Origin of the sequence: Flavobacterium hiemivividum, from assembly GCF_004349145.1 — a bacterium.
Classification (GTDB): domain Bacteria; phylum Bacteroidota; class Bacteroidia; order Flavobacteriales; family Flavobacteriaceae; genus Flavobacterium; species Flavobacterium hiemivividum.
This window is the reverse complement of record NZ_SMFO01000001.1, coordinates 490,481-508,198: the sequence shown is the minus strand read 5'-3', so window position 1 is coordinate 508,198 and position 17,718 is coordinate 490,481. Positions and strand designations below refer to the sequence as shown.

17 protein-coding genes are annotated in these 17,718 nt (G+C 35.1%); 8 read left to right on the top strand and 9 right to left on the bottom strand.

Going from position 1 to position 17,718, the window contains the following annotated elements:
• Positions 1–7: 7 nt before the first annotated feature.
• Entirely contained in the window at positions 8–1,789 is a 1,782-nt protein-coding gene (locus E0F98_RS02275; protein WP_132108782.1) for a 1-deoxy-D-xylulose-5-phosphate synthase, read from the bottom strand.
• 123 nt (positions 1,790–1,912) lie between these two features.
• Here E0F98_RS02275 and E0F98_RS02270 point away from each other — a divergent pair, with 123 nt between their 5' ends.
• Complete coding sequence (locus E0F98_RS02270) at positions 1,913–2,356, top strand: nucleoside deaminase (RefSeq protein WP_132108780.1); 444 nt, start codon at positions 1,913–1,915, stop codon at positions 2,354–2,356.
• A gap of 7 nt (positions 2,357–2,363) precedes the next feature.
• Here the strand turns inward: E0F98_RS02270 and E0F98_RS02265 are convergent, their stop codons facing one another.
• The 3 genes from E0F98_RS02265 to E0F98_RS02255 form a co-directional block, all read right to left on the bottom strand.
• On the bottom strand, positions 2,364–2,642 hold the full coding sequence (locus E0F98_RS02265) for a hypothetical protein (protein ID WP_132108778.1): 279 nt from the start codon (positions 2,640–2,642) through the stop codon (positions 2,364–2,366).
• 168 nt (positions 2,643–2,810) lie between these two features.
• Positions 2,811–4,355 (bottom strand): Rne/Rng family ribonuclease, encoded by a 1,545-nt coding sequence (locus E0F98_RS02260; protein WP_132108776.1) that lies wholly within the window; start codon positions 4,353–4,355, stop codon positions 2,811–2,813.
• 386 nt (positions 4,356–4,741) lie between these two features.
• Complete coding sequence (locus E0F98_RS02255) at positions 4,742–5,032, bottom strand: HU family DNA-binding protein (RefSeq protein WP_016989051.1); 291 nt, start codon at positions 5,030–5,032, stop codon at positions 4,742–4,744.
• A 134-nt stretch (positions 5,033–5,166) separates the two neighbouring features.
• On the opposite strand from E0F98_RS02255, the gene mutY reads away from it, so the two are divergent.
• Genes mutY through gldD form a run of 4 tightly spaced genes read left to right on the top strand, consistent with a single transcriptional unit; the run spans position 5,167 to position 8,592 of the window.
• A complete protein-coding gene (gene mutY / locus E0F98_RS02250; protein WP_132108774.1) occupies positions 5,167–6,201 on the top strand; it encodes an A/G-specific adenine glycosylase in 1,035 nt (344 codons plus the stop codon).
• A gap of 51 nt (positions 6,202–6,252) precedes the next feature.
• Positions 6,253–6,693, top strand: a complete 441-nt coding sequence (locus E0F98_RS02245) for a single-stranded DNA-binding protein (RefSeq protein WP_132108772.1) — start codon at positions 6,253–6,255, stop codon at positions 6,691–6,693.
• Between the two features lie 23 nt (positions 6,694–6,716).
• A complete protein-coding gene (locus E0F98_RS02240; RefSeq protein ID WP_132108770.1) occupies positions 6,717–8,015 on the top strand; it encodes a gliding motility-associated protein GldE in 1,299 nt (432 codons plus the stop codon).
• A 49-nt stretch (positions 8,016–8,064) separates the two neighbouring features.
• Positions 8,065–8,592 (top strand): gliding motility lipoprotein GldD, encoded by a 528-nt coding sequence (gene gldD / locus E0F98_RS02235; RefSeq protein ID WP_132109332.1) that lies wholly within the window; start codon positions 8,065–8,067, stop codon positions 8,590–8,592.
• Between the two features lie 85 nt (positions 8,593–8,677).
• Here the strand turns inward: gldD and E0F98_RS02230 are convergent, their stop codons facing one another.
• Positions 8,678–9,058 (bottom strand): heavy-metal-associated domain-containing protein, encoded by a 381-nt coding sequence (locus E0F98_RS02230; RefSeq protein WP_132108768.1) that lies wholly within the window; start codon positions 9,056–9,058, stop codon positions 8,678–8,680.
• Between the two features lie 110 nt (positions 9,059–9,168).
• Here E0F98_RS02230 and E0F98_RS02225 point away from each other — a divergent pair, with 110 nt between their 5' ends.
• Complete coding sequence (locus tag E0F98_RS02225) at positions 9,169–10,050, top strand: DMT family transporter (RefSeq protein ID WP_132108766.1); 882 nt, start codon at positions 9,169–9,171, stop codon at positions 10,048–10,050.
• A 90-nt stretch (positions 10,051–10,140) separates the two neighbouring features.
• Here E0F98_RS02225 and E0F98_RS02220 read toward each other — a convergent pair whose 3' ends face one another.
• The 4 genes from E0F98_RS02220 to E0F98_RS02205 form a co-directional block, all read right to left on the bottom strand.
• A complete protein-coding gene (locus tag E0F98_RS02220) occupies positions 10,141–12,189 on the bottom strand; it encodes a M16 family metallopeptidase (protein ID WP_132108764.1) in 2,049 nt (682 codons plus the stop codon).
• Between the two features lie 12 nt (positions 12,190–12,201).
• On the bottom strand, positions 12,202–13,527 hold the full coding sequence (locus E0F98_RS02215; RefSeq protein ID WP_132108762.1) for a M16 family metallopeptidase: 1,326 nt from the start codon (positions 13,525–13,527) through the stop codon (positions 12,202–12,204).
• 220 nt (positions 13,528–13,747) lie between these two features.
• Positions 13,748–15,115: a M16 family metallopeptidase gene (locus tag E0F98_RS02210; protein WP_132108760.1), complete on the bottom strand. Its 1,368-nt coding sequence runs from the start codon at positions 15,113–15,115 to the stop codon at positions 13,748–13,750.
• Positions 15,116–15,158: 43 nt separating this feature from the next.
• Entirely contained in the window at positions 15,159–16,484 is a 1,326-nt protein-coding gene (locus tag E0F98_RS02205) for a M16 family metallopeptidase (protein WP_132108758.1), read from the bottom strand.
• A 244-nt stretch (positions 16,485–16,728) separates the two neighbouring features.
• Here E0F98_RS02205 and rplU point away from each other — a divergent pair, with 244 nt between their 5' ends.
• Together rplU and rpmA are read left to right on the top strand one after the other, a co-directional pair.
• Positions 16,729–17,157, top strand: a complete 429-nt coding sequence (rplU, locus tag E0F98_RS02200) for a 50S ribosomal protein L21 (protein ID WP_132108756.1) — start codon at positions 16,729–16,731, stop codon at positions 17,155–17,157.
• Positions 17,158–17,180: 23 nt separating this feature from the next.
• Positions 17,181–17,447, top strand: a complete 267-nt coding sequence (rpmA, locus tag E0F98_RS02195; protein ID WP_066333538.1) for a 50S ribosomal protein L27 — start codon at positions 17,181–17,183, stop codon at positions 17,445–17,447.
• The last annotated feature ends 271 nt before the right edge of the window (positions 17,448–17,718 follow it).

Genomic DNA, 17,718 nt, shown 5'->3' with positions numbered 1-17,718 from the left:
ATTATTATTATTCAATTGAAAAAAGTATTTCTAAACTTTTAACGTCTATATTGTTATATTGTTGTTGTTGTTCAACAGTTCCATGTTCTATGAACTCATCAACAATGCCTAATAATTGTATTTTTACATTGTAATTATTTCTAGCGGCAAACTCTAGAATTGCACTTCCAAAACCTCCATTTGTAGCTCCGTCTTCGATTGTAATAATCTTTTTGAAGGTGCTTGAAATAGAATGTAATTTTTTTTCATCCAAGGGCTTTACGAATGCAAAATCATAATGGGCGATATTTTTTGGATTGTTTATATTGGTTATAGCCAAAGAAACGTTTTTACCTATCGGACCATTTGACAACACCGCAATTTCAGTGCCATGTTTTAAGCAATTGGCTCGACCTATTTCAATTTTTTCATAATTACCAAAGTATTTTGATTGCCAATCCGGAAGTACACCTCGACCACGTGGATAGCGGATAGCTATAGGGTGGTTTAAACCTAATTGAGCGGTGTAAAGTATGTTTTGCAGCCCTATTTCATTCAGGGGCGAGTATATGATCATATTGGGAACACAACGCAGGTAAGCCAAGTCGAAAGCGCCGTGATGTGTTGCTCCGTCTTCGCCCACAAGTCCGGCTCTGTCTAAACAAAAGATTACAGGCAAGTTTTGCAAGGCTACATCGTGAATTACTTGGTCATAGGCTCTTTGTAAAAAAGTGGAGTAGATGTTGCAAAAAACCATCATTCCCTGTGTCGCCATTCCAGCAGCAAAGGTAACGGCATGCTGCTCTGCAATTCCAACGTCAAATGCACGCTCAGGCAAAGCTTCCATCATAAATTTTAAGGAACTTCCTGAAGGCATAGCTGGAGTAATTCCTATAATTTTTTTGTTTTTTCGGGCTAGATCTAATATGGTTAAACCAAAGACATCTTGGTATTTAGGAGGAAGGTTTTCTTCTAGTTTTTTATGGATTTCTCCAGTAGTAGCATCAAATTTTCCTGGCGCATGGTATTTAACTTGATCTTCTTCTGCTTGTTTTAGGCCTTTCCCTTTTGTGGTAATAACATGCAGGAATTTAGGTCCTTTTATCTTTTGTAAACGTTTGAGTTCTTTGATTACAGCAAAAATATCATGTCCGTCAATAGGACCAGAGTAGTCGATATTTAAGGATTTGATCATATTATTTTGCCTCGGATTTTTCCCTGTTTTTACTGCTGTGAGATAGTTTTTCAAAGCGCCAACACTCGGGTCAATACCGATAGCGTTGTCGTTTAAGATTACTAGTAAATTTGCGTCAGTGACTCCGGCATGATTTAGTCCTTCAAATGCCATTCCAGAAGCAATTGAGGCGTCGCCAATAACTGCAATGTGTTGTTTGTCAAAATCTCCTTTCAAATTCGAAGCAATTGCCATTCCCAAAGCAGCAGAAATAGAAGTAGAGGAGTGGCCCACGCCAAAAGTGTCATATATACTCTCGCTTCTTTTTGGGAAACCAGATATGCCGTTTAATTGTCTGTTAGTGTGGAAATTGTCTCTCCTTCCTGTTAGAATTTTATGTCCGTAAGCCTGATGGCCTACATCCCAAATCAATAAATCATCGGGCGTATTAAAAACATAATGTAAAGCAATAGTTAGTTCTACAACACCTAAACTAGCGCCGAGATGTCCTTCTTTTACAGAAACCACATCGATGATAAAATTGCGTAATTCTTGAGCTAGCTGAGGGAGCTGAGTCTGCTCAAGTTGACGTAAATCATTGGGATTATTGATGTTTAAAAGTATATTTTCAGGCATAAAGCAAATGTACGAATTGAAATTGTATTTTTACAATCGATAAAATAAGTTGTTTCGCAAAGATTCATAAAAAAAAAGAAGGTCCACCAAGATTTTAAAATTTGCAAATTCACGTTAAATACTATGATAAACCCTTTTACCGACGAGTATTTTATGAAGAAAGCTTTGCAAGAAGCTGAGATGGCTTTTGAAAAAGGCGAAATTCCTGTGGGAGCTATAATTGTTGTTAATAACACTGTAATTGCACGAAGTCATAATCTAACAGAATTGTTAAACGACGTTACCGCTCATGCGGAAATGCAAGCGATTACCGCTGCGGCTAATTATTTAGGTGGAAAATACTTAAAAGATTGTGCGCTTTATGTCACACTGGAACCTTGCCAAATGTGTGCCGGCGCCTTGTATTGGAGTCAGATATCGAAAATGGTTTTTGGAGCAAGCGATGAGCACCGTGGTTACCAGAAATTGGGTACGCAACTACATCCAAAAACGGTTGTGAAAAGAGGTGTTTTGGCCCATGAAGCTTCAGAATTGATGCGACGTTTTTTTGCTGAGAAACGAAAATAACTGATTTTTAGGTACCGCTAATGGGTGATCCAAAAATACCAACTGCTAGTTCTGTCCAAATGAGAATGAGAATTATCAGTAAGCTTAAGCAGATTGCAATTCGGTATTTCGATTTAGGAATTTTTCTTAATGTCAACTCGCACAGAAGTCCAGCACCAAGAAGTAATACTCCTGCTGCAACAAAATCAAACGGAGTCCAATTTACTTCGGTTGTAAACTGCATCGCAGTTAAGGGAATTAGCAAAAGAATTGTAGTCGCGATAATGATATAACCTTTATTTTTCATGTAGATATGTTTTTTAGCCCTGATGGGAGCGGCATCCTTTTCTTGTCTCTTTTGTTTTGAGACAAGAAAAGATATAGTGTACAGCAGGAATTAGCTCCATAAAAATAGAACTTTTCCCTGAAAAAAAAGCCAAAAAAAAACTCCTCAATTTCTTGAGGAGTTTCTGATTTATTCTTTTATAACATTTCCCGTTTTGTCGTAGAAATGATATTCTAAATACGTGTAAGCGTCACGCGGTATGATTTTTACCCATTTTTTATGTTCAAAATACCATTTTGAACGTAATGATGGAAAACCTTTTGTAAGGTATGCTGCTACAAAGGGGTGTACGTTAAGTACAACATCTTTGTTAGTTTTTAAAATTCTTTCTAAATCAGAATTGATTCTGTCGATAATTAAGATTGGCGCTTCAATTTCGCCATTCACATCGTTTGGATCTTCTTCTCTAGTTTTAATGTTTACTTCAGGTCTTACCCTTTGTCTTGTAATTTGAACTAGTCCAAATTTACTAGGAGGTAAGATCTTGTGTTTCGCTTTATCATCGCTCATTTCTTCTCTCAAGAAGTCGAACAATATTTTACGGTTTTCAGGATTAGACAAGTCGATAAAATCAATAACGATAATACCACCCATATCACGTAGACGCAATTGTCTGGCGATCTCGGCGGCGGCAATCATGTTAACTTCCATGGCAGTATCTTCCTGGTTAGATGCCTTATTAGAACGGTTTCCGCTGTTAACGTCAATGACGTGTAAGGCTTCAGTATGTTCGATAATAAGATAAGCACCTTTACTCATGGACACTGTTTTCCCGAATGAAGTCTTGATTTGTCTCTCTATGTTGTATTTCTCAAAAATAGGCGTATCATTTGATTGATAAAACTTAACTATTGATTGTTTTGAAGGTGCAATTTCTTGCAAATAATCCTTCGTTTGGTTGTACAACTCTTCATCATCAATTTGTATACTAGTGAAAGTATCATTAAAAACGTCTCTTAAAATAGAGGAAGCTCTGTTGAGTTCTCCTAAAATTTTTGACGGATGATGAGCGGTCGGTAATTTTTTACACATTGCATCCCATCTGCTAAGCAGGTTCTGCATGTCTTTTTCTAATTCGGCTGTATTTTTGCCTTCGGCTACTGTGCGAACAATAACACCAAATCCTTTTGGCTTGATGGATTGTACAAGTTTTTTAAGTCTGTCTTTTTCTTTCTTGTCTTCTATTTTTTGAGAAATAGACACACGGTCAGAAAACGGAACTAAAACAATAAATCTTCCGGCAAGAGAAAGCTCAGCGCTAATTCTGGGTCCTTTGGTAGATATTGGTTCTTTTACAACTTGTACTAAGATCGACTGATTTGCATTTATTACATCTGTAATGATGCCATCTTTGTCTATCTCTTTATCAAACTGAAAGTTTTTTAGGGAGAAATCTTTTATTTTACCTGCGCTTACAAGTTTTATGAATTTCAGTTGGGAAGTTAAGTTAGGGCCTAAATCGTGATAATGTAAAAAGGCGTCTTTTTCGAAGCCTACATTTACAAAAGCAGCGTTAAGTCCGGCAACTGGTTTTCTTATTTTGGCGATAAAGATATCACCTACTTGAAAGTTGCTTTTTTCTTCTTCCTTGTGTAATTCAATTAGTTTTCCATCTTTTAATAAGGCAAAATCTACAAAATCAGAACTAGATCGAATGATTAATTCTTTATTCACGTTGTAAATTTTTATCCGAACTTTTTAGTTTTCAGTTTTCGGTTTTCAGTTTTCAGTTTTGCAACTAACAACTCATAACTCATAACTCATAACTGAATTGTAAGGATGGATTAAACAATAATTTAACAGGTATTGTACCCGGGGAAAATATCAGTTTGCAGTCTCTGTATTCAGTTTGCAGTGGGACTGCTTACTGCGACTGTGAACTGCTGACTGAATTTTCAATTTCAATGAACTTTTAAAAAAGAAAAAGTAGTTAAAAACTACTTTTTCTTCTTGTGACGGTTAGCTCTCGCTCTTTTTTTACGTTTGTGAGTTGCTACCTTATGTCTCTTTCTTTTTTTACCACTTGGCATATCTTGTCGATTTTATGATTAATTAATATTTTATTTTGCTTCGTTATTGATCTTTACTCCTTCAACAAAAACTTTTGCTGGTTTGAATGCAGGTATATTATGTGCAGGAATTTTTATTGTCGTATTTTTTGAAATATTTCTTCCAGTTTTTTCAGCTCTAGTTTTTACAATAAAACTTCCGAAACCTCTTAAATAAACATTGTCTCCAGTCTCTAATGAATTTTTAACTTCATTCATAAAAGTCTCTACTGTTGCTTGAACATCACCTTTTTCAAGACCTAATTTTTCTGAAATTTTTGCTACGATATCTGCTTTCGTCATTTTCTTTCCTTATTTATTATATTGTAATCATTTTTTTGAGTGTGCAAATATATGAATTTAAAAAACAATTATTCAAGCTAATTCATTAAAATTTAATCACATAAACTTTTACTTTTGTCAACAAATATTTAATAATGAAATTTTCTAATTTGCTTATAAAGTGGTATTTACAAAATAAAAGAGATTTGCCATGGAGAAGCACTACAAATCCATACCATATTTGGCTCTCCGAAATCATGCTTCAGCAGACTCGTGTGGCTCAAGGAACACCTTATTTTTTGTCTTTTACTGCCGCATTTCCCACCGTTTTTGATCTCGCTGCGGCGAGTGAAGAACAAGTTCTAAAACTCTGGCAAGGACTTGGGTATTATTCGCGTGCTAGGAACTTACATAAAACAGCGCATTATGTGGCTGAAGAATTATCAGGCGTTTTTCCTGCTACATATAATGAGCTATTAAAATTAAAAGGAGTGGGAGAATATACTGCCGCCGCCATCGCTTCTTTCTCCTATAATGAAGTGGTTCCAGTAGTAGACGGAAATGTGTTCCGGGTTCTTTCTCGTTATTTTGATGTAGAAACTGATATTGCTTTGGCTTCCGCCAAAAAGGAATTCGCTGCTCTTGCTTTCGAATTAATGCCAAAAGACAATCCAGCTACTTTTAACCAAGCGATTATGGAATTTGGCGCTTTGCAATGCGTTCCTAAAAGTCCGAACTGCGGCTTATGTGTATTTAATGATAGTTGTGCTGCTTTGCAGAAGAACAAAGTAGACCAGTTGCCAGTGAAGTCTAAGAAGGTAAAAGTGCGCAATCGTTACTTTAATTACTTGGTGGTTGCTGACGAAAATGAAAATACTGTGATTCAAAAGCGAACGGCAAAGGGAATTTGGCATAACTTATATGAGTTCCCTTTGATAGAGACAGAGAAAGAAGAAGGGTTTGATCATGTCGCGGAGCAAATTCAAAAGGATTTTTATACAGATGATGAAGTTGTGAGTATTATGGCTTGCAATGAGAAAAGTATCGTTCATAAATTGTCGCACCAACATTTACACATCAAGTTTTGGAAAGTAAATGTAAAAGGAGTTATTGAGAATGGAATAAATAATGAAACTTTAAAGTCGTTTCCATTCCCCATCGTGATTCATAATTTTATTGAAAAGGAATAAAAAAAAGATTTAAAAAAAATGTACCTTTGAGTTCAATAGACACTTAACACAATGAATGGAACGCTAAATAAGGTTATGCTGATTGGACACCTGGGTGATGAAATAAAAATGCATTATTTTGATGGGGGTAACTGTATAGGTAGGTTTCAGTTAGCTACTAATGAAGTCTATATTAACAAAACTACTAACGAAAAAATCACTTCTACGGAGTGGCATAACTTAGTTGTGCGGAATAAAGCGGCCGAAATCTGTGAAAAACATTTGTCGAAAGGCGATAAAATATATATAGAAGGACGTATTAAATCACGCCAATGGCAGGCAGAGGATGGAACGACAAAACATACAACCGAAATTCAAGTTACAGAGTTTACTTTTTTATCAACTAAAAAATCTGCTGAAAACAACAAACAAATTCTCAGTTCAGAATCCGCAAAAAACACTAACTTTGACGCTCAAAATAATGGTTTGCCTATCAATGATTTACCATTCTGATTGTTTAACTAATCTTTTTTAATTTGGACCCAGAGCCCAGTTTGAATTTCGCATATACATTAGATACAAATCTAGTGTTTGGTTTTATTGGAATATTTGTATTGCTTTTTTGCTCTGCACTAGTTTCCGGTGCCGAAGTAGCCTTGTTTTCCTTGTCACAAAAAGACATTGACGAAACAATACAATCTGATGATTCTAAAGGTAAAATTATTGCCGATCTGATAAACAGACCCAAAAAACTTCTGGCTACAATTCTTGTAGCTAATAATTTTATTAATATCGGAGTAGTAATTTTATTTTCATTTATTGGAAAAGACTTATTTGCTGCGATTAGCTCCCCTGTTTTAAAGTTCACCGTCGAAGTAATTGTGGTTACCTTTTTATTATTGTTGTTTGGCGAAGTGCTGCCAAAAGTATATGCCAGTCGAAATAATATTAAGTTTGCAAAAAAGATCGCTTACCCAATTGCGATACTCGATAAATTGCTTTCACCTATTAGTATTCCTATGCGGGAATCAACCATTTATTTGCACAATAAATTAGGGAAACAGAAAACAAATTTTTCAGTTGATCAGCTTTCACAGGCATTAGAACTTACTTCATCAGATGAAACCTCTTTAGAAGAACAAAAAATATTGATGGGTATCGTGACTTTTGGTAATACAGATACCAAGCAGGTTATGAGTCCAAGAATTGATATTTTTGCTTTGGAAATAACGGAATCATTCTCAGAAATTTATTCTAAAATTATCGAAAAAGGATATTCTAGAATTCCAGTTTATCGTGACAATATTGACCAGATAGAAGGTGTTTTGTTTGTTAAGGATTTATTGCGCCATCTTGATGAGGAAGATTTTGATTGGAACGCTTTAATTAGGGAGCCTTTTTTTGTTCCTGAGAATAAAAAACTAGATAACCTATTAAAGGACTTTCAAAGCATGAAAAGTCATCTAGCGATTGTTGTCGATGAATATGGCGGAACTTCTGGTTTGATTTCTTTGGAAGACGTAATAGAAGAAATTGTTGGAGATATTAGTGATGAATTTGATGATGAAAATGTTACGTTCACTAAAATTGATGAAAAAAACTATCTTTTTGAGGGTAAAATAAACCTGAAAGATTTCTACAGAATTATAGATGTAGATGAGGAAATTTTTGAAGTAAGAAAAGGCGAAGCTGAAACCTTGGCTGGATTCATTCTTGAAATATCAGGGAATTTCCCAATGAAAGGACAAAAAATCTCTTATGAAAATTGCTTGTTCACGATTGAGACCGTGGATAAAAAACGTATAAAACAGATAAAAGTAACGGTTGATGTTTAATTTGGATCGCGATATAAAAAGATACTTTGCTATAATATTACTTGTATTTATGGGATTGTTCCTGTTTTCAAGTTGCAAGGAGGATGTTTTTCCAAAGCCAGCTAGTTATTTGCGATTGGATTATCCAGTTGCAAATTATGCCAACTTTGAAAACGAATGTCCTTTTACATTCGAAATGAATTCAGAAGCTATTATTAAAGGAGAAAAAGATTGCGGATTCACGATTACGTATCCAAAGATGAAAGCAACCATTTATCTAACCTATAAGCCTGTAACTAATAATATCAATACTTTGTTGCGGGATGCTCAAAAATTAACATACGAGCACGTTATAAAGGCCGATGATATACTAGAACAACCTTATTTGAATCCATCTAAAAAAGTGTACGGTATGTTTTATCAGGTAGATGGGAACGCAGCAACCAATTCACAGTTTTATGCGACAGATAGCACGAAGCATTTTGTTACTGGTTCTGTTTATTTTTATGCTAAACCTAATTTTGACTCTATTATGCCTGCGGTGAGTTATATAAAAAATGATATGCAGCGCTTGATGGAAACGTTGAAGTGGAAGTGATACTTGAAATCATTCGTTAGATAAAATTTCATAAAAAAAGGATTCACCGTGGTGAATCCTTTTTTTATGGGGGAAGTCGTTGTACTTACGATTTCATATCCGAAACAGTATAGGTTTTTCCATCACCACTTGCTAAAACTACTTTAGTTAAGCTTTCTGGATTTTGTACCGTTTTATCAAAAGTTACTGTTGCTGATTTTGTTTCAAAATCTACTGTAGCATTTTGTACTCCCTCAAGGTTTGTTAAATCTTCTTGAATTGTTTTAGCACAACCTACTGCGCAAGTCATTCCTGCGACAGAAAAGTTAGCAGTTTGTAAGTTTTCAGCAGCAATTTCTTTTTTTACTTTTGGAGCTTCTGTTTCTGTTTGCGCCGTTTCTTTTGGAGCTTCTTCAGTGTTTTTTTTACAGCTTACAAACGAAAGTCCAGCTAGTGCAATTACCGCCAATGATTTTGTAATGTTCATTATGATTTGATTTTTAGTGATTTAACTAAATATTTAATTAGGAACAAAATTACTTAAAAAAGCAGAGCTAATTCATAAAATTATTACAATTTTGGGGTAAAATAGCAATTATGGAATCGAGGCAATTAAAATGGATTTATTTATTGGGACTTTCTTTGGTTTGGGGGAGTTCATTTATTTTAATTAAAAAAGGATTGCTTGGGTTGTCAGCGATACAAGTTGGTTCCTTGCGAATTGTTTTTGCTGGAATTTTTTTATTGTTGATTGGTTTTAAAAGTTTGTTTAAAATTCCAAGAGAAAAATGGAAATTCATAGCGATGACTTCTGTTTTCGGGACCTTTGTTCCGGCTTTTCTTTTTGCTTTAGCACAAACTGAAATTGACAGTTCTGTAAGTTCTATTTTAAACTCCTTAACACCATTAAATACATTAATCTTAGGTGCGTTGGTTTTTGGTGTTAGTTTTGAAAGAAGACAAGTCTGGGGTGTTTTTATTGGACTCGTGGGGAGTTTACTTTTAGTTTTTAATGGCGCAATGAATCATCCAGATCAGAATTATTATTATGCTTTATTAATTGTTATTGCTTCGATTTGTTATGCCGTGAATGTCAACTTAATTAAAAAATTCCTGTCTGATTTGAGTCCGCTTAGTATTACAACGGGGAACTTCCTGGTATTGCTTTTTCCTTCTCTTATTATATTGTATTTAAGTGGTTTCTCTGAAGCTATACATGTTGAAAAAGTGCAAAACGCGGTTCTGTTTATCATGATTTTAGGTGTTGTGGGAACTGGAATTGCTAATATTCTTTTCTTTAAGCTAATTCAAATGTCATCGCCTGTTTTTGCGACTTCGGTGACCTATTTGATTCCGGTAGTGGCGTTCTTCTGGGGATTATTAGATCATGAAATGCTTACTCCGGTACAGTTTTTTGGTGCTTTTATTATTTTAATCGGAGTGTATTTATCTGCTAAGAAATCGACTGTCGCTAAATAAAAGGAGTGGAGTGATCGTTTGAACTGACTCATATATAAACAACAAAGGCTGTCTTTTCAGGCAGCCTTTGTTTGTTATTTCAGGATTTGATTATTTAAAATCTGCATCTGTAACACCTTCATTGATTTTTACATCATCAATTTTAATATCTAATTCAAAACCTACATTCTGGATGATATTAAAAGGAACTTTAACGCCTTTAACTGCTCTATAGTCACCATAGTTAGTTACTTGAGTAATTGATTTATCTCCTTGTTCTATAGTCTTAGAATCAGCTAGTTTTAAACCGCTAGTTACGTCATAATAAAGTGTGGTTTTTCCGTCTTTAATAGCATAAGTATCTTTGCCATTAATGCTTTCAATACCATTAAGGACTACTCCTTCTTTTTTAGCCAGTTGCAACTCGTCAAATAAGATGGCACTACTTTTCATTTCAGTTAACTCTTTTCCTTCAAAGTCTTTTCGTTGTCCTTGTTGTAGCACATAAGCGCTAGTTTCATTAACTACTTGTTTCATTAGGCTCATTGTTCCCATCGCAAGTTCTACACTTAACTTCCCTTTTGCATCTGCTTTTGATGTAAAGGTTAAAGGTGATGGTGCTTGAGGAATTACTGTTGATCCTACCATAGAGATTGTTTTTACTGCTTTCACCGCTTTTTCACCACCTATTGCAACGATGTAATTGTCTAATATGCTTTTGATGGTTACACCTGCTTGAACGTCTTTTTTGAAAACTGGTTTTTCAATTGACTTACCATATTTATCGAAATAAAACATTGGCATTTTTAGGTTTTCCAATGCTGGAGCAACCTCAGATCCTTTACCTACAACAAGTATTCTTAAGTTGTCAGCTAAGAAAAAGCGGTTAGCTACGCTTTTAACATCTTCTACTGTAACTGCATTTATGCTTTTAATATAATTTTCGTAAAAATCAGATGGTAGATTTTGTGTTTCTGTATTTAAGGCATAACGCGCTACTGTAGCGGGTTTTTGAATTTGCATTACAAAGTTTCCTATGTATTTTGCTTTTGCATTCTTCAAATCGTCAGCAGAAACTAATTCTGTACGGATTCTCTTTAGTTCGCTTAAAATTTGAACTACAGCGCTATCTGTAACTGCATTTCTAACTGAGGATGAAGAGCGAAATTTCTCTACATATTTACCAAAACCTATATTAGAATAAGCTCCGTATGTCCAAGCGTGTTTCTCGCGTAAGTTTAAAAACAATCTTCCTTCTCCACCGCCACCAAGAATTTGGTTTGCTAAAATTGCAGCAAAAAATTGCTTGTCAGTAAGTTTTAAATTAACTGTGTTAACAACAGAAATTTCAGACTGAACTGCGTTTGGCATATCCACAAAATTAATCTGTGTTTGTGTTACGTTTTTAGGGTCAGGATAGCTAACTTGAGGAGCGATGCCTTTGGCCCAAGAGCCAAAAAGCTTTTCGACCATTTTTTTTACGTCTTTGGTTTTCACATCTCCTACAACAACTAGGTATGCATTTCCTGGAACGAAATTAGTTTTGTAGTTTGAAACTACATCTTTTAAAGTTACTTTTTCAAGGCTTTCAGCGCTAACAAACTCGCCTGAAGGATGGTTCGCTCCAAAGGCCAACACATTTTCAACTCGTCCAGCCACTGCAGTAACGCTTTTTTCTTGTGATTTTATTCCCTCTAAAGATTTCTCTTTTATCTTATCAAATTCTTCTTGAGTGAAAACAGTGTTCAATGCACCGTCAGCCATTAATTCTAGAATTCTTCCAGAATATTTAGACAATCCGCTGGCAGAGGCGCCATTTGCATCAAAACCGATATTTGCACCTAAGAAATCAACTTCTTCATTAAAAGCATCTTTTGATGTTTTTGTGGTTCCGCTACCTATAAGCTGGCTGGCCATTGCAGCAACTCCTTTTTTGTCTCCTTCAGTATAAGGCATATTGTCAAGGCTTAGTCGGTAAGAAACCCTTGGCAACTTATGATTCTCTACAACCAATACTTTTAGACCATTCTTAAGTTCAAAATTATTGGATTTACCAATTTTAATTGTTGGTGGAGCGGAAGCCGTTGGTTGTGGGATTACTTGTGCTTGCAAGACTATAGTCAAAAACAGACTTGATAGTATGTATATTGTTTTTTTCATGTTTGTTCTGTATTATTTAGTGGCTTTATCAGCTGATGGAACATAATCTAAAACTAATCTTTGGTTTGGATTTAGATATTTTTTTGCAACAGTTCTAATTTCTTCTGGAGTAATAGTACGGTACATATCAATTTCTGTATTGATTAAGTTTACGTCCTTGAACAGCATGTGGAATGTAGCAAGATTTTCTGCAACTCCTTCAATAGTTGCATTGCTGTTTACATATTGATTCTCGTACTTGTTTAGAAGTTTCTGTAATTCCTTATCCGATATCAGTTCGGTTTGTAATCTTACAATTTCAGAATCGATTTCAGCAAGTAAGTTTTCAGATGTGTTAGGAGCTTGAGGTAATCCATAAAGGATGTACGTTCCATAATCTTCTTGACTGTAGTTGAACGCGCCAATTTGTAAGGCCACTTTCTTCTCGTCTACTATTTTTTTATACAATCTCGAGCTTTTACCATCACTTAAAATTGTTGAAATAAAATCTAAAACTCTAGCGTCGCGAGTTTTCATAGACGGAGTTCTGTAAGCAGCTACAAGCATTGGAATTTGAATGTTAGAGTCTTCAAATTTTCCTTTGATAGTTTCGGTAATGGGTTGCTCTACAAAAGTTTCTCTTTTAATATCAGCTCCTTTTTTTATAGGGCCAAAGTATTTTTGGATCCATTCTTTGGCTTGAGCGTTCTCAAAATCTCCCGCTACTACGAGAACAGCATTGTTGGGAACATAAAACTTCTTATTGAAGGCTTGAAATTCTTCTAGTTTTGCTGCGTCTAAATGCTCCAAAGATCCAATAGTTGTCCAGCGATAAGGATGGTTAGAGAACATTCTTTTCTTTACCTCTGGAATCATTTGTCCGTAAGGGCTGTTGTCATAACGCATTCTTTTCTCTTCTTTGACAACTTCATTTTGAGTGTCAACACCTATTTGGCTAATCACTGGATGCAGCAATCTCTCGGCTTCCATCCATAATCCTAGTTCAAGATTGTTAGACGGGAATACTTCGTAGTAATACGTGCGGTCTTCGGTGGTGTTGGCGTTGTTTGTTCCTCCGTTTCCGGTTACAATTTTAAACCATTCGCCGCGCTTGATGTTCTCAGTTCCTTCAAATAATAAATGTTCGAAAAAATGGGCGAAACCAGTTCTTTCTGGATTTTCATTTTTTGCACCTACATGGTACATTACTGATGTAATTACAACTGGGGCCGAAGGATCATTTTGTAAAATAACATGTAGACCATTGTCTAATGTGTATTCTTCGAAAGCTACTTTTTGTGCAGAAACGGCTCCGCCAAGTAATAGCGTGGCGCTTAATGCCATTATTGATTTTTTCATAGGTAGTTAATAGATTAATTTAATGTATAGGTCGTTCAATCAAATATATTGTTACAACTAAAATAATTTATTTTATAAGAATTTACGTCTGTATTTAAGAAAAATGAGAGTTAATCATTTGTTAGCAGCGTTAATTTTTCGAAAAAAACAAAAAAGGCTCTTCATTAAATTTATTGATGAAGAGCCTTTATAAGTGTGACATTGTCTGCAACGAATACCTTTATTTTATCGAAGGTCTGTCTGTGGGTCTGCCGTATTTATCGAAATAAAATAGGGGGATATTTAGTTTTTCAAGTCCCGGAATAACATCTGCTCCTTTTCCTGCAATTATAATTCGGGTATTATCGATCAAGAAATATTTATTGGCTGCTTTGAGAATGTCTTTAGCTGTTACTGCGGTTATTCTTTTGATGTAGTTTTCATAAAAATCGGGTGCCAACTCTTCGGTTTCTACATTTAAGGCATAACGTGCAATAGTGTTTGGTTTTTCGACCTGCATTACAAAACGGCCAATGTATCCTGCTTTTACCTCTTTTAATAAGTCTTCGGATACTTTTTCGGTTCTGATTCTTTTAATTTCTTTTATAAATTCAACTACTGCGCTGTCAGTTGCGGTGGTTCTTATCGATGAATTCGATTTTAATTTCGAAACATATTTTCCTGCTCCTATACTTGTATTGGCACCATAAGTCCAGCCGTGTTCCTCTCTTAAATTCATATTTAAATAGCTGTTGTAATCTCCTCCTAGTATAAAGGTGGCGATTGCGGCTGGAAAAAAGTCTTCATCAGCCATTTTTAAATCTATAGTATTGACTAATGATATTTCCGACTGAACAGCGTTAGGAACGTCTATAAAATTAATTTGTGTAAAAGGAACGTTTTGTGGTGCCGTATAGTTTGTTATTGGGGTGTTTGCTCTTTTCCAAGATCCAAAAAGTTTTTCAACGATAGGTTTTACTTCTTTGTATTTAATGTCTCCAATAATTACTAAATAAGTATTCTCTGGCGCGAAATGTGCAGTGTAATTCGCTTTTACATCAGCAAGGGTCACATTGTTAAGTGTTTCTTGGGTGATGTATTCTCCCGCAGGATGATCGATCCCGAAAGCTAAAGTATTAACAACTCTATTAGCAATGGCACTTACGTTTTTTTCCTGCGATTTTATAGCTTCTAGCAGTTTTGCTTTTTCTTTGTCGAATTCTTCCTGAGTAAAGTTAGGGTATAGTGCGCCATAAGTTAACAGTTGAAGTACTCTGCCTGAATATTTAGAAAGCGCACTTGCGGAAGCGCCATGTGAATTAAAATTTATATTGGCACCCAGGAAATCTACTTCTTCATTAAAATCGTCTTTGGTGATTTTAAGGTTTCCGCTTCCAATTAAGTTGCTACAAAGTTCGTCAACTCCCTTTTTACTGTCTTCTGCAAATGGGGGATTGTCTATAGTCAGATTGAAAGTGACCCGCGGTAATTTATGATTTTCGACAATCATTACTTTCAGTCCATTTGCTAAGGCAAAGGTTTGTGGTTTTTTAAGGTTGACAACTGGTGGTTTTCCAGGTTTCGGTTGGCTGCGATTTTCTGCTTGCATAATTCCTGTTACAAATAATAGGATGAATAGAATATTTTTTTTCTTAATTCTGAGTTGTATCTAAAGTAGGGATGTAGTCCAATACCAATCTCTGATTCGGATTCAGGTATTTTTTTGCTACTTCCCTTATTTCTTCTCTTGTAATAGAGTGATACAATTCAATCTCAGTATTAATTAAATTGATGTCGCCATAGAGTAAATAATACTTTGCGAGGTTCTCAGCAATTCCTTCCACGGTAGAGTTTTTGTTCACATATTGGTTCTCAAACTGATTTTGCAATTTGTGATAATCTTTGTCAGATATCAATTCCGTTTGAATTTTTACAATTTCCTCATCGATTTCGTGCAAGAGATCTTCGGCAGTATGCGTTCCCATTGGTAAGCCATATAGAATGTACATTCCGAAATCTTCCTGGCTAAAACCTACGGCACCTATTTGCAGTGCTATCTTTTTTTCGTCTACGATTTTTTTGTATAATTTCGAACTCTTACCATCACTTAAATACGATGATATAAAGTCAAGAACCCTAGCATCTCTTGTTTTCATCGAAGGAGTTCTGTATGAAGCGACCACCATTGGTATTTGAATGTTCGGATCTTCGTAGGTAGCTTTAATCGTTTCCGTTATCGGCTCTTCTACAAAAGTTTGTTTTTTTAGCGCTTCACCTTTTTCTATTGGACTAAAATAGTTTCGGATCCATTCTTTAGCTTGATTTTTTTCGAAATCTCCAGCGACAACTAGTACAGCGTTATTTGGGGTATAGAATTTTTTGTGAAATGCTTTGAAATCTTCAAGTGTGGCTGTGTCTAAATGTTCCATGGATCCAATAGTCGACCAACGATACGGATGATTTTTAAACATGTTTTCTTTAACGATGGATAAAATTTTGCCGTAAGGCTGGTTGTCGTAACGAGAATTTTTCTCTTCTTTTATAACTCCGTTTTGGGTGTCGACCCCAATTTGGTTAATAACGGGATGCATCAATCTTTCGGATTCCATCCACAGTGCTAGTTCTAAATTATTAGAAGGGAATACCTCATAATAATAGGTGCGATCATCAGATGTATTGGCATTATTAACTCCACCATTAGAAGTTACAATTTTAAACCATTCCCCTCTTTTGATGTTTTTAGTTCCTTCAAATAATAGGTGTTCGAAAAAGTGAGCAAAACCAGTTTTTTCTGGATTTTCATCTTTCGAACCTACATGATACATTACCGAAGCGGTTACCACAGGAGCTGAAGAGTCATGGTGCAGGATAACATGCATGCCATTATCAAGATTGTATTCTTCAAAAGCTATTTTTTGGGCAGTGGCGACTCCGCCAAGGAGTAGGGAGTTCGTAATTCCCATTATTGATTTTTCCATAAATATGAATAAAAATGCATTTAGAATTAAAGAAAACGCAGATTATTGTGGCTTCAAAAATACCTTTTTTTAATGATGTACGTTTAAGAAGCTGTTTTTATTACAAAATGAGAGTGTTTTTGTGCTGGTAATTCCTTCAAAATAAGATATAAAGTAAAGAAAATTTAATTTTAGTTTTAGAGGGTTGTGAGATAAAAATTAAATTGTATATTTGCAACCTTAAAAATCAATAAATCAATTTGGTATGTATGCAATCGTAGAGATAGCAGGGCAACAATTTAAAGTAAGCAAAGACTTAAAGGTTTACGTTCATCGTTTGGCTAATGAAGAAGGTTCAAAAGTTTCTTTTGACAAAGTTCTTTTATTAGACGACAATGGATCAATCACTTTAGGCGCCCCAGCTATAGAAGGTGCTTCAGTAGAAGCTAAAGTGTTACAACACTTAAAAGGAGATAAAGTTATCGTTTTCAAAAAGAAAAGAAGAAAAGGATACAAAAAGAGAAATGGTCACAGACAATATCTTACTCAAATTGTAATTGAAGGTATTACTGGTTTAGGAGCTCCAAAAAAGGCAGCAACTAAAAAAGCGGTAGCAGAAGAAAGTACTGAAGAAGCTCCGGCTGCTAAAGTAAAAAAAGCTCCTAAAGCTAAAAAAGAAGATACTAAAGAATAATAACAATATTAAACTAATACGTCATGGCTCACAAGAAAGGTGTCGGTAGTTCCAAGAATGGTAGAGAATCAGAATCAAAACGTTTAGGTGTTAAGATTTTTGGTGGACAAGCTGCTATCGCAGGGAACATCATCGTAAGACAAAGAGGTTCAAAACACAATCCAGGTGAAAATGTTTACATCAGTAAAGATCACACCCTACACGCAAGAGTAGATGGAGTTGTACACTTCCAAAAGAAAAGAGATAACAAATCTTATGTATCTATACTTCCATTTGAAGTTGAAGCATAATTGATTTTCTCAATTTATTAAAAAACCCAATCGCATTGCGATTGGGTTTTTTGTTTTTCCACTACTTTCTGAATGTTATGACTAAGTGGAGCGGTGCTAACTAAATTAGAAAATTAAGGTTCAAAATAGGCTTTGTCATTTCTACAGGATTGGGCTAATTACATAAAGTAATTTTATTCGAAAGAGAAAAGAATCTTAATTCACGGTACCGCTTAAAACTAAAAACCCGTCTCGAAATAAATCGGGACGGGTTTTTAAGGTATGATAGCGA

Bases quoted from the DNA above. Each gene is read 5' to 3' on its own strand.
- E0F98_RS02275 (WP_132108782.1), bottom strand. From the start codon at position 1,789: ATGCCTGAAAATATACTTTTAAACATCAATAATCCCAATGATTTACGT.
- E0F98_RS02270 (WP_132108780.1), top strand. From the start codon at position 1,913: ATGATAAACCCTTTTACCGACGAGTATTTTATGAAGAAAGCTTTGCAA.
- E0F98_RS02265 (WP_132108778.1), bottom strand. From the start codon at position 2,642: ATGAAAAATAAAGGTTATATCATTATCGCGACTACAATTCTTTTGCTA.
- E0F98_RS02255 (WP_016989051.1), bottom strand. From the start codon at position 5,032: ATGACGAAAGCAGATATCGTAGCAAAAATTTCAGAAAAATTAGGTCTT.
- mutY (WP_132108774.1), top strand. From the start codon at position 5,167: ATGAAATTTTCTAATTTGCTTATAAAGTGGTATTTACAAAATAAAAGA.
- E0F98_RS02245 (WP_132108772.1), top strand. From the start codon at position 6,253: ATGAATGGAACGCTAAATAAGGTTATGCTGATTGGACACCTGGGTGAT.
- gldD (WP_132109332.1), top strand. From the start codon at position 8,065: ATGGGATTGTTCCTGTTTTCAAGTTGCAAGGAGGATGTTTTTCCAAAG.
- E0F98_RS02230 (WP_132108768.1), bottom strand. From the start codon at position 9,058: ATGAACATTACAAAATCATTGGCGGTAATTGCACTAGCTGGACTTTCG.
- E0F98_RS02225 (WP_132108766.1), top strand. From the start codon at position 9,169: ATGGAATCGAGGCAATTAAAATGGATTTATTTATTGGGACTTTCTTTG.
- E0F98_RS02220 (WP_132108764.1), bottom strand. From the start codon at position 12,189: ATGAAAAAAACAATATACATACTATCAAGTCTGTTTTTGACTATAGTC.
- E0F98_RS02215 (WP_132108762.1), bottom strand. From the start codon at position 13,527: ATGAAAAAATCAATAATGGCATTAAGCGCCACGCTATTACTTGGCGGA.
- E0F98_RS02210 (WP_132108760.1), bottom strand. From the start codon at position 15,115: ATGCAAGCAGAAAATCGCAGCCAACCGAAACCTGGAAAACCACCAGTT.
- E0F98_RS02205 (WP_132108758.1), bottom strand. From the start codon at position 16,484: ATGGAAAAATCAATAATGGGAATTACGAACTCCCTACTCCTTGGCGGA.
- rplU (WP_132108756.1), top strand. From the start codon at position 16,729: ATGTATGCAATCGTAGAGATAGCAGGGCAACAATTTAAAGTAAGCAAA.
- rpmA (WP_066333538.1), top strand. From the start codon at position 17,181: ATGGCTCACAAGAAAGGTGTCGGTAGTTCCAAGAATGGTAGAGAATCA.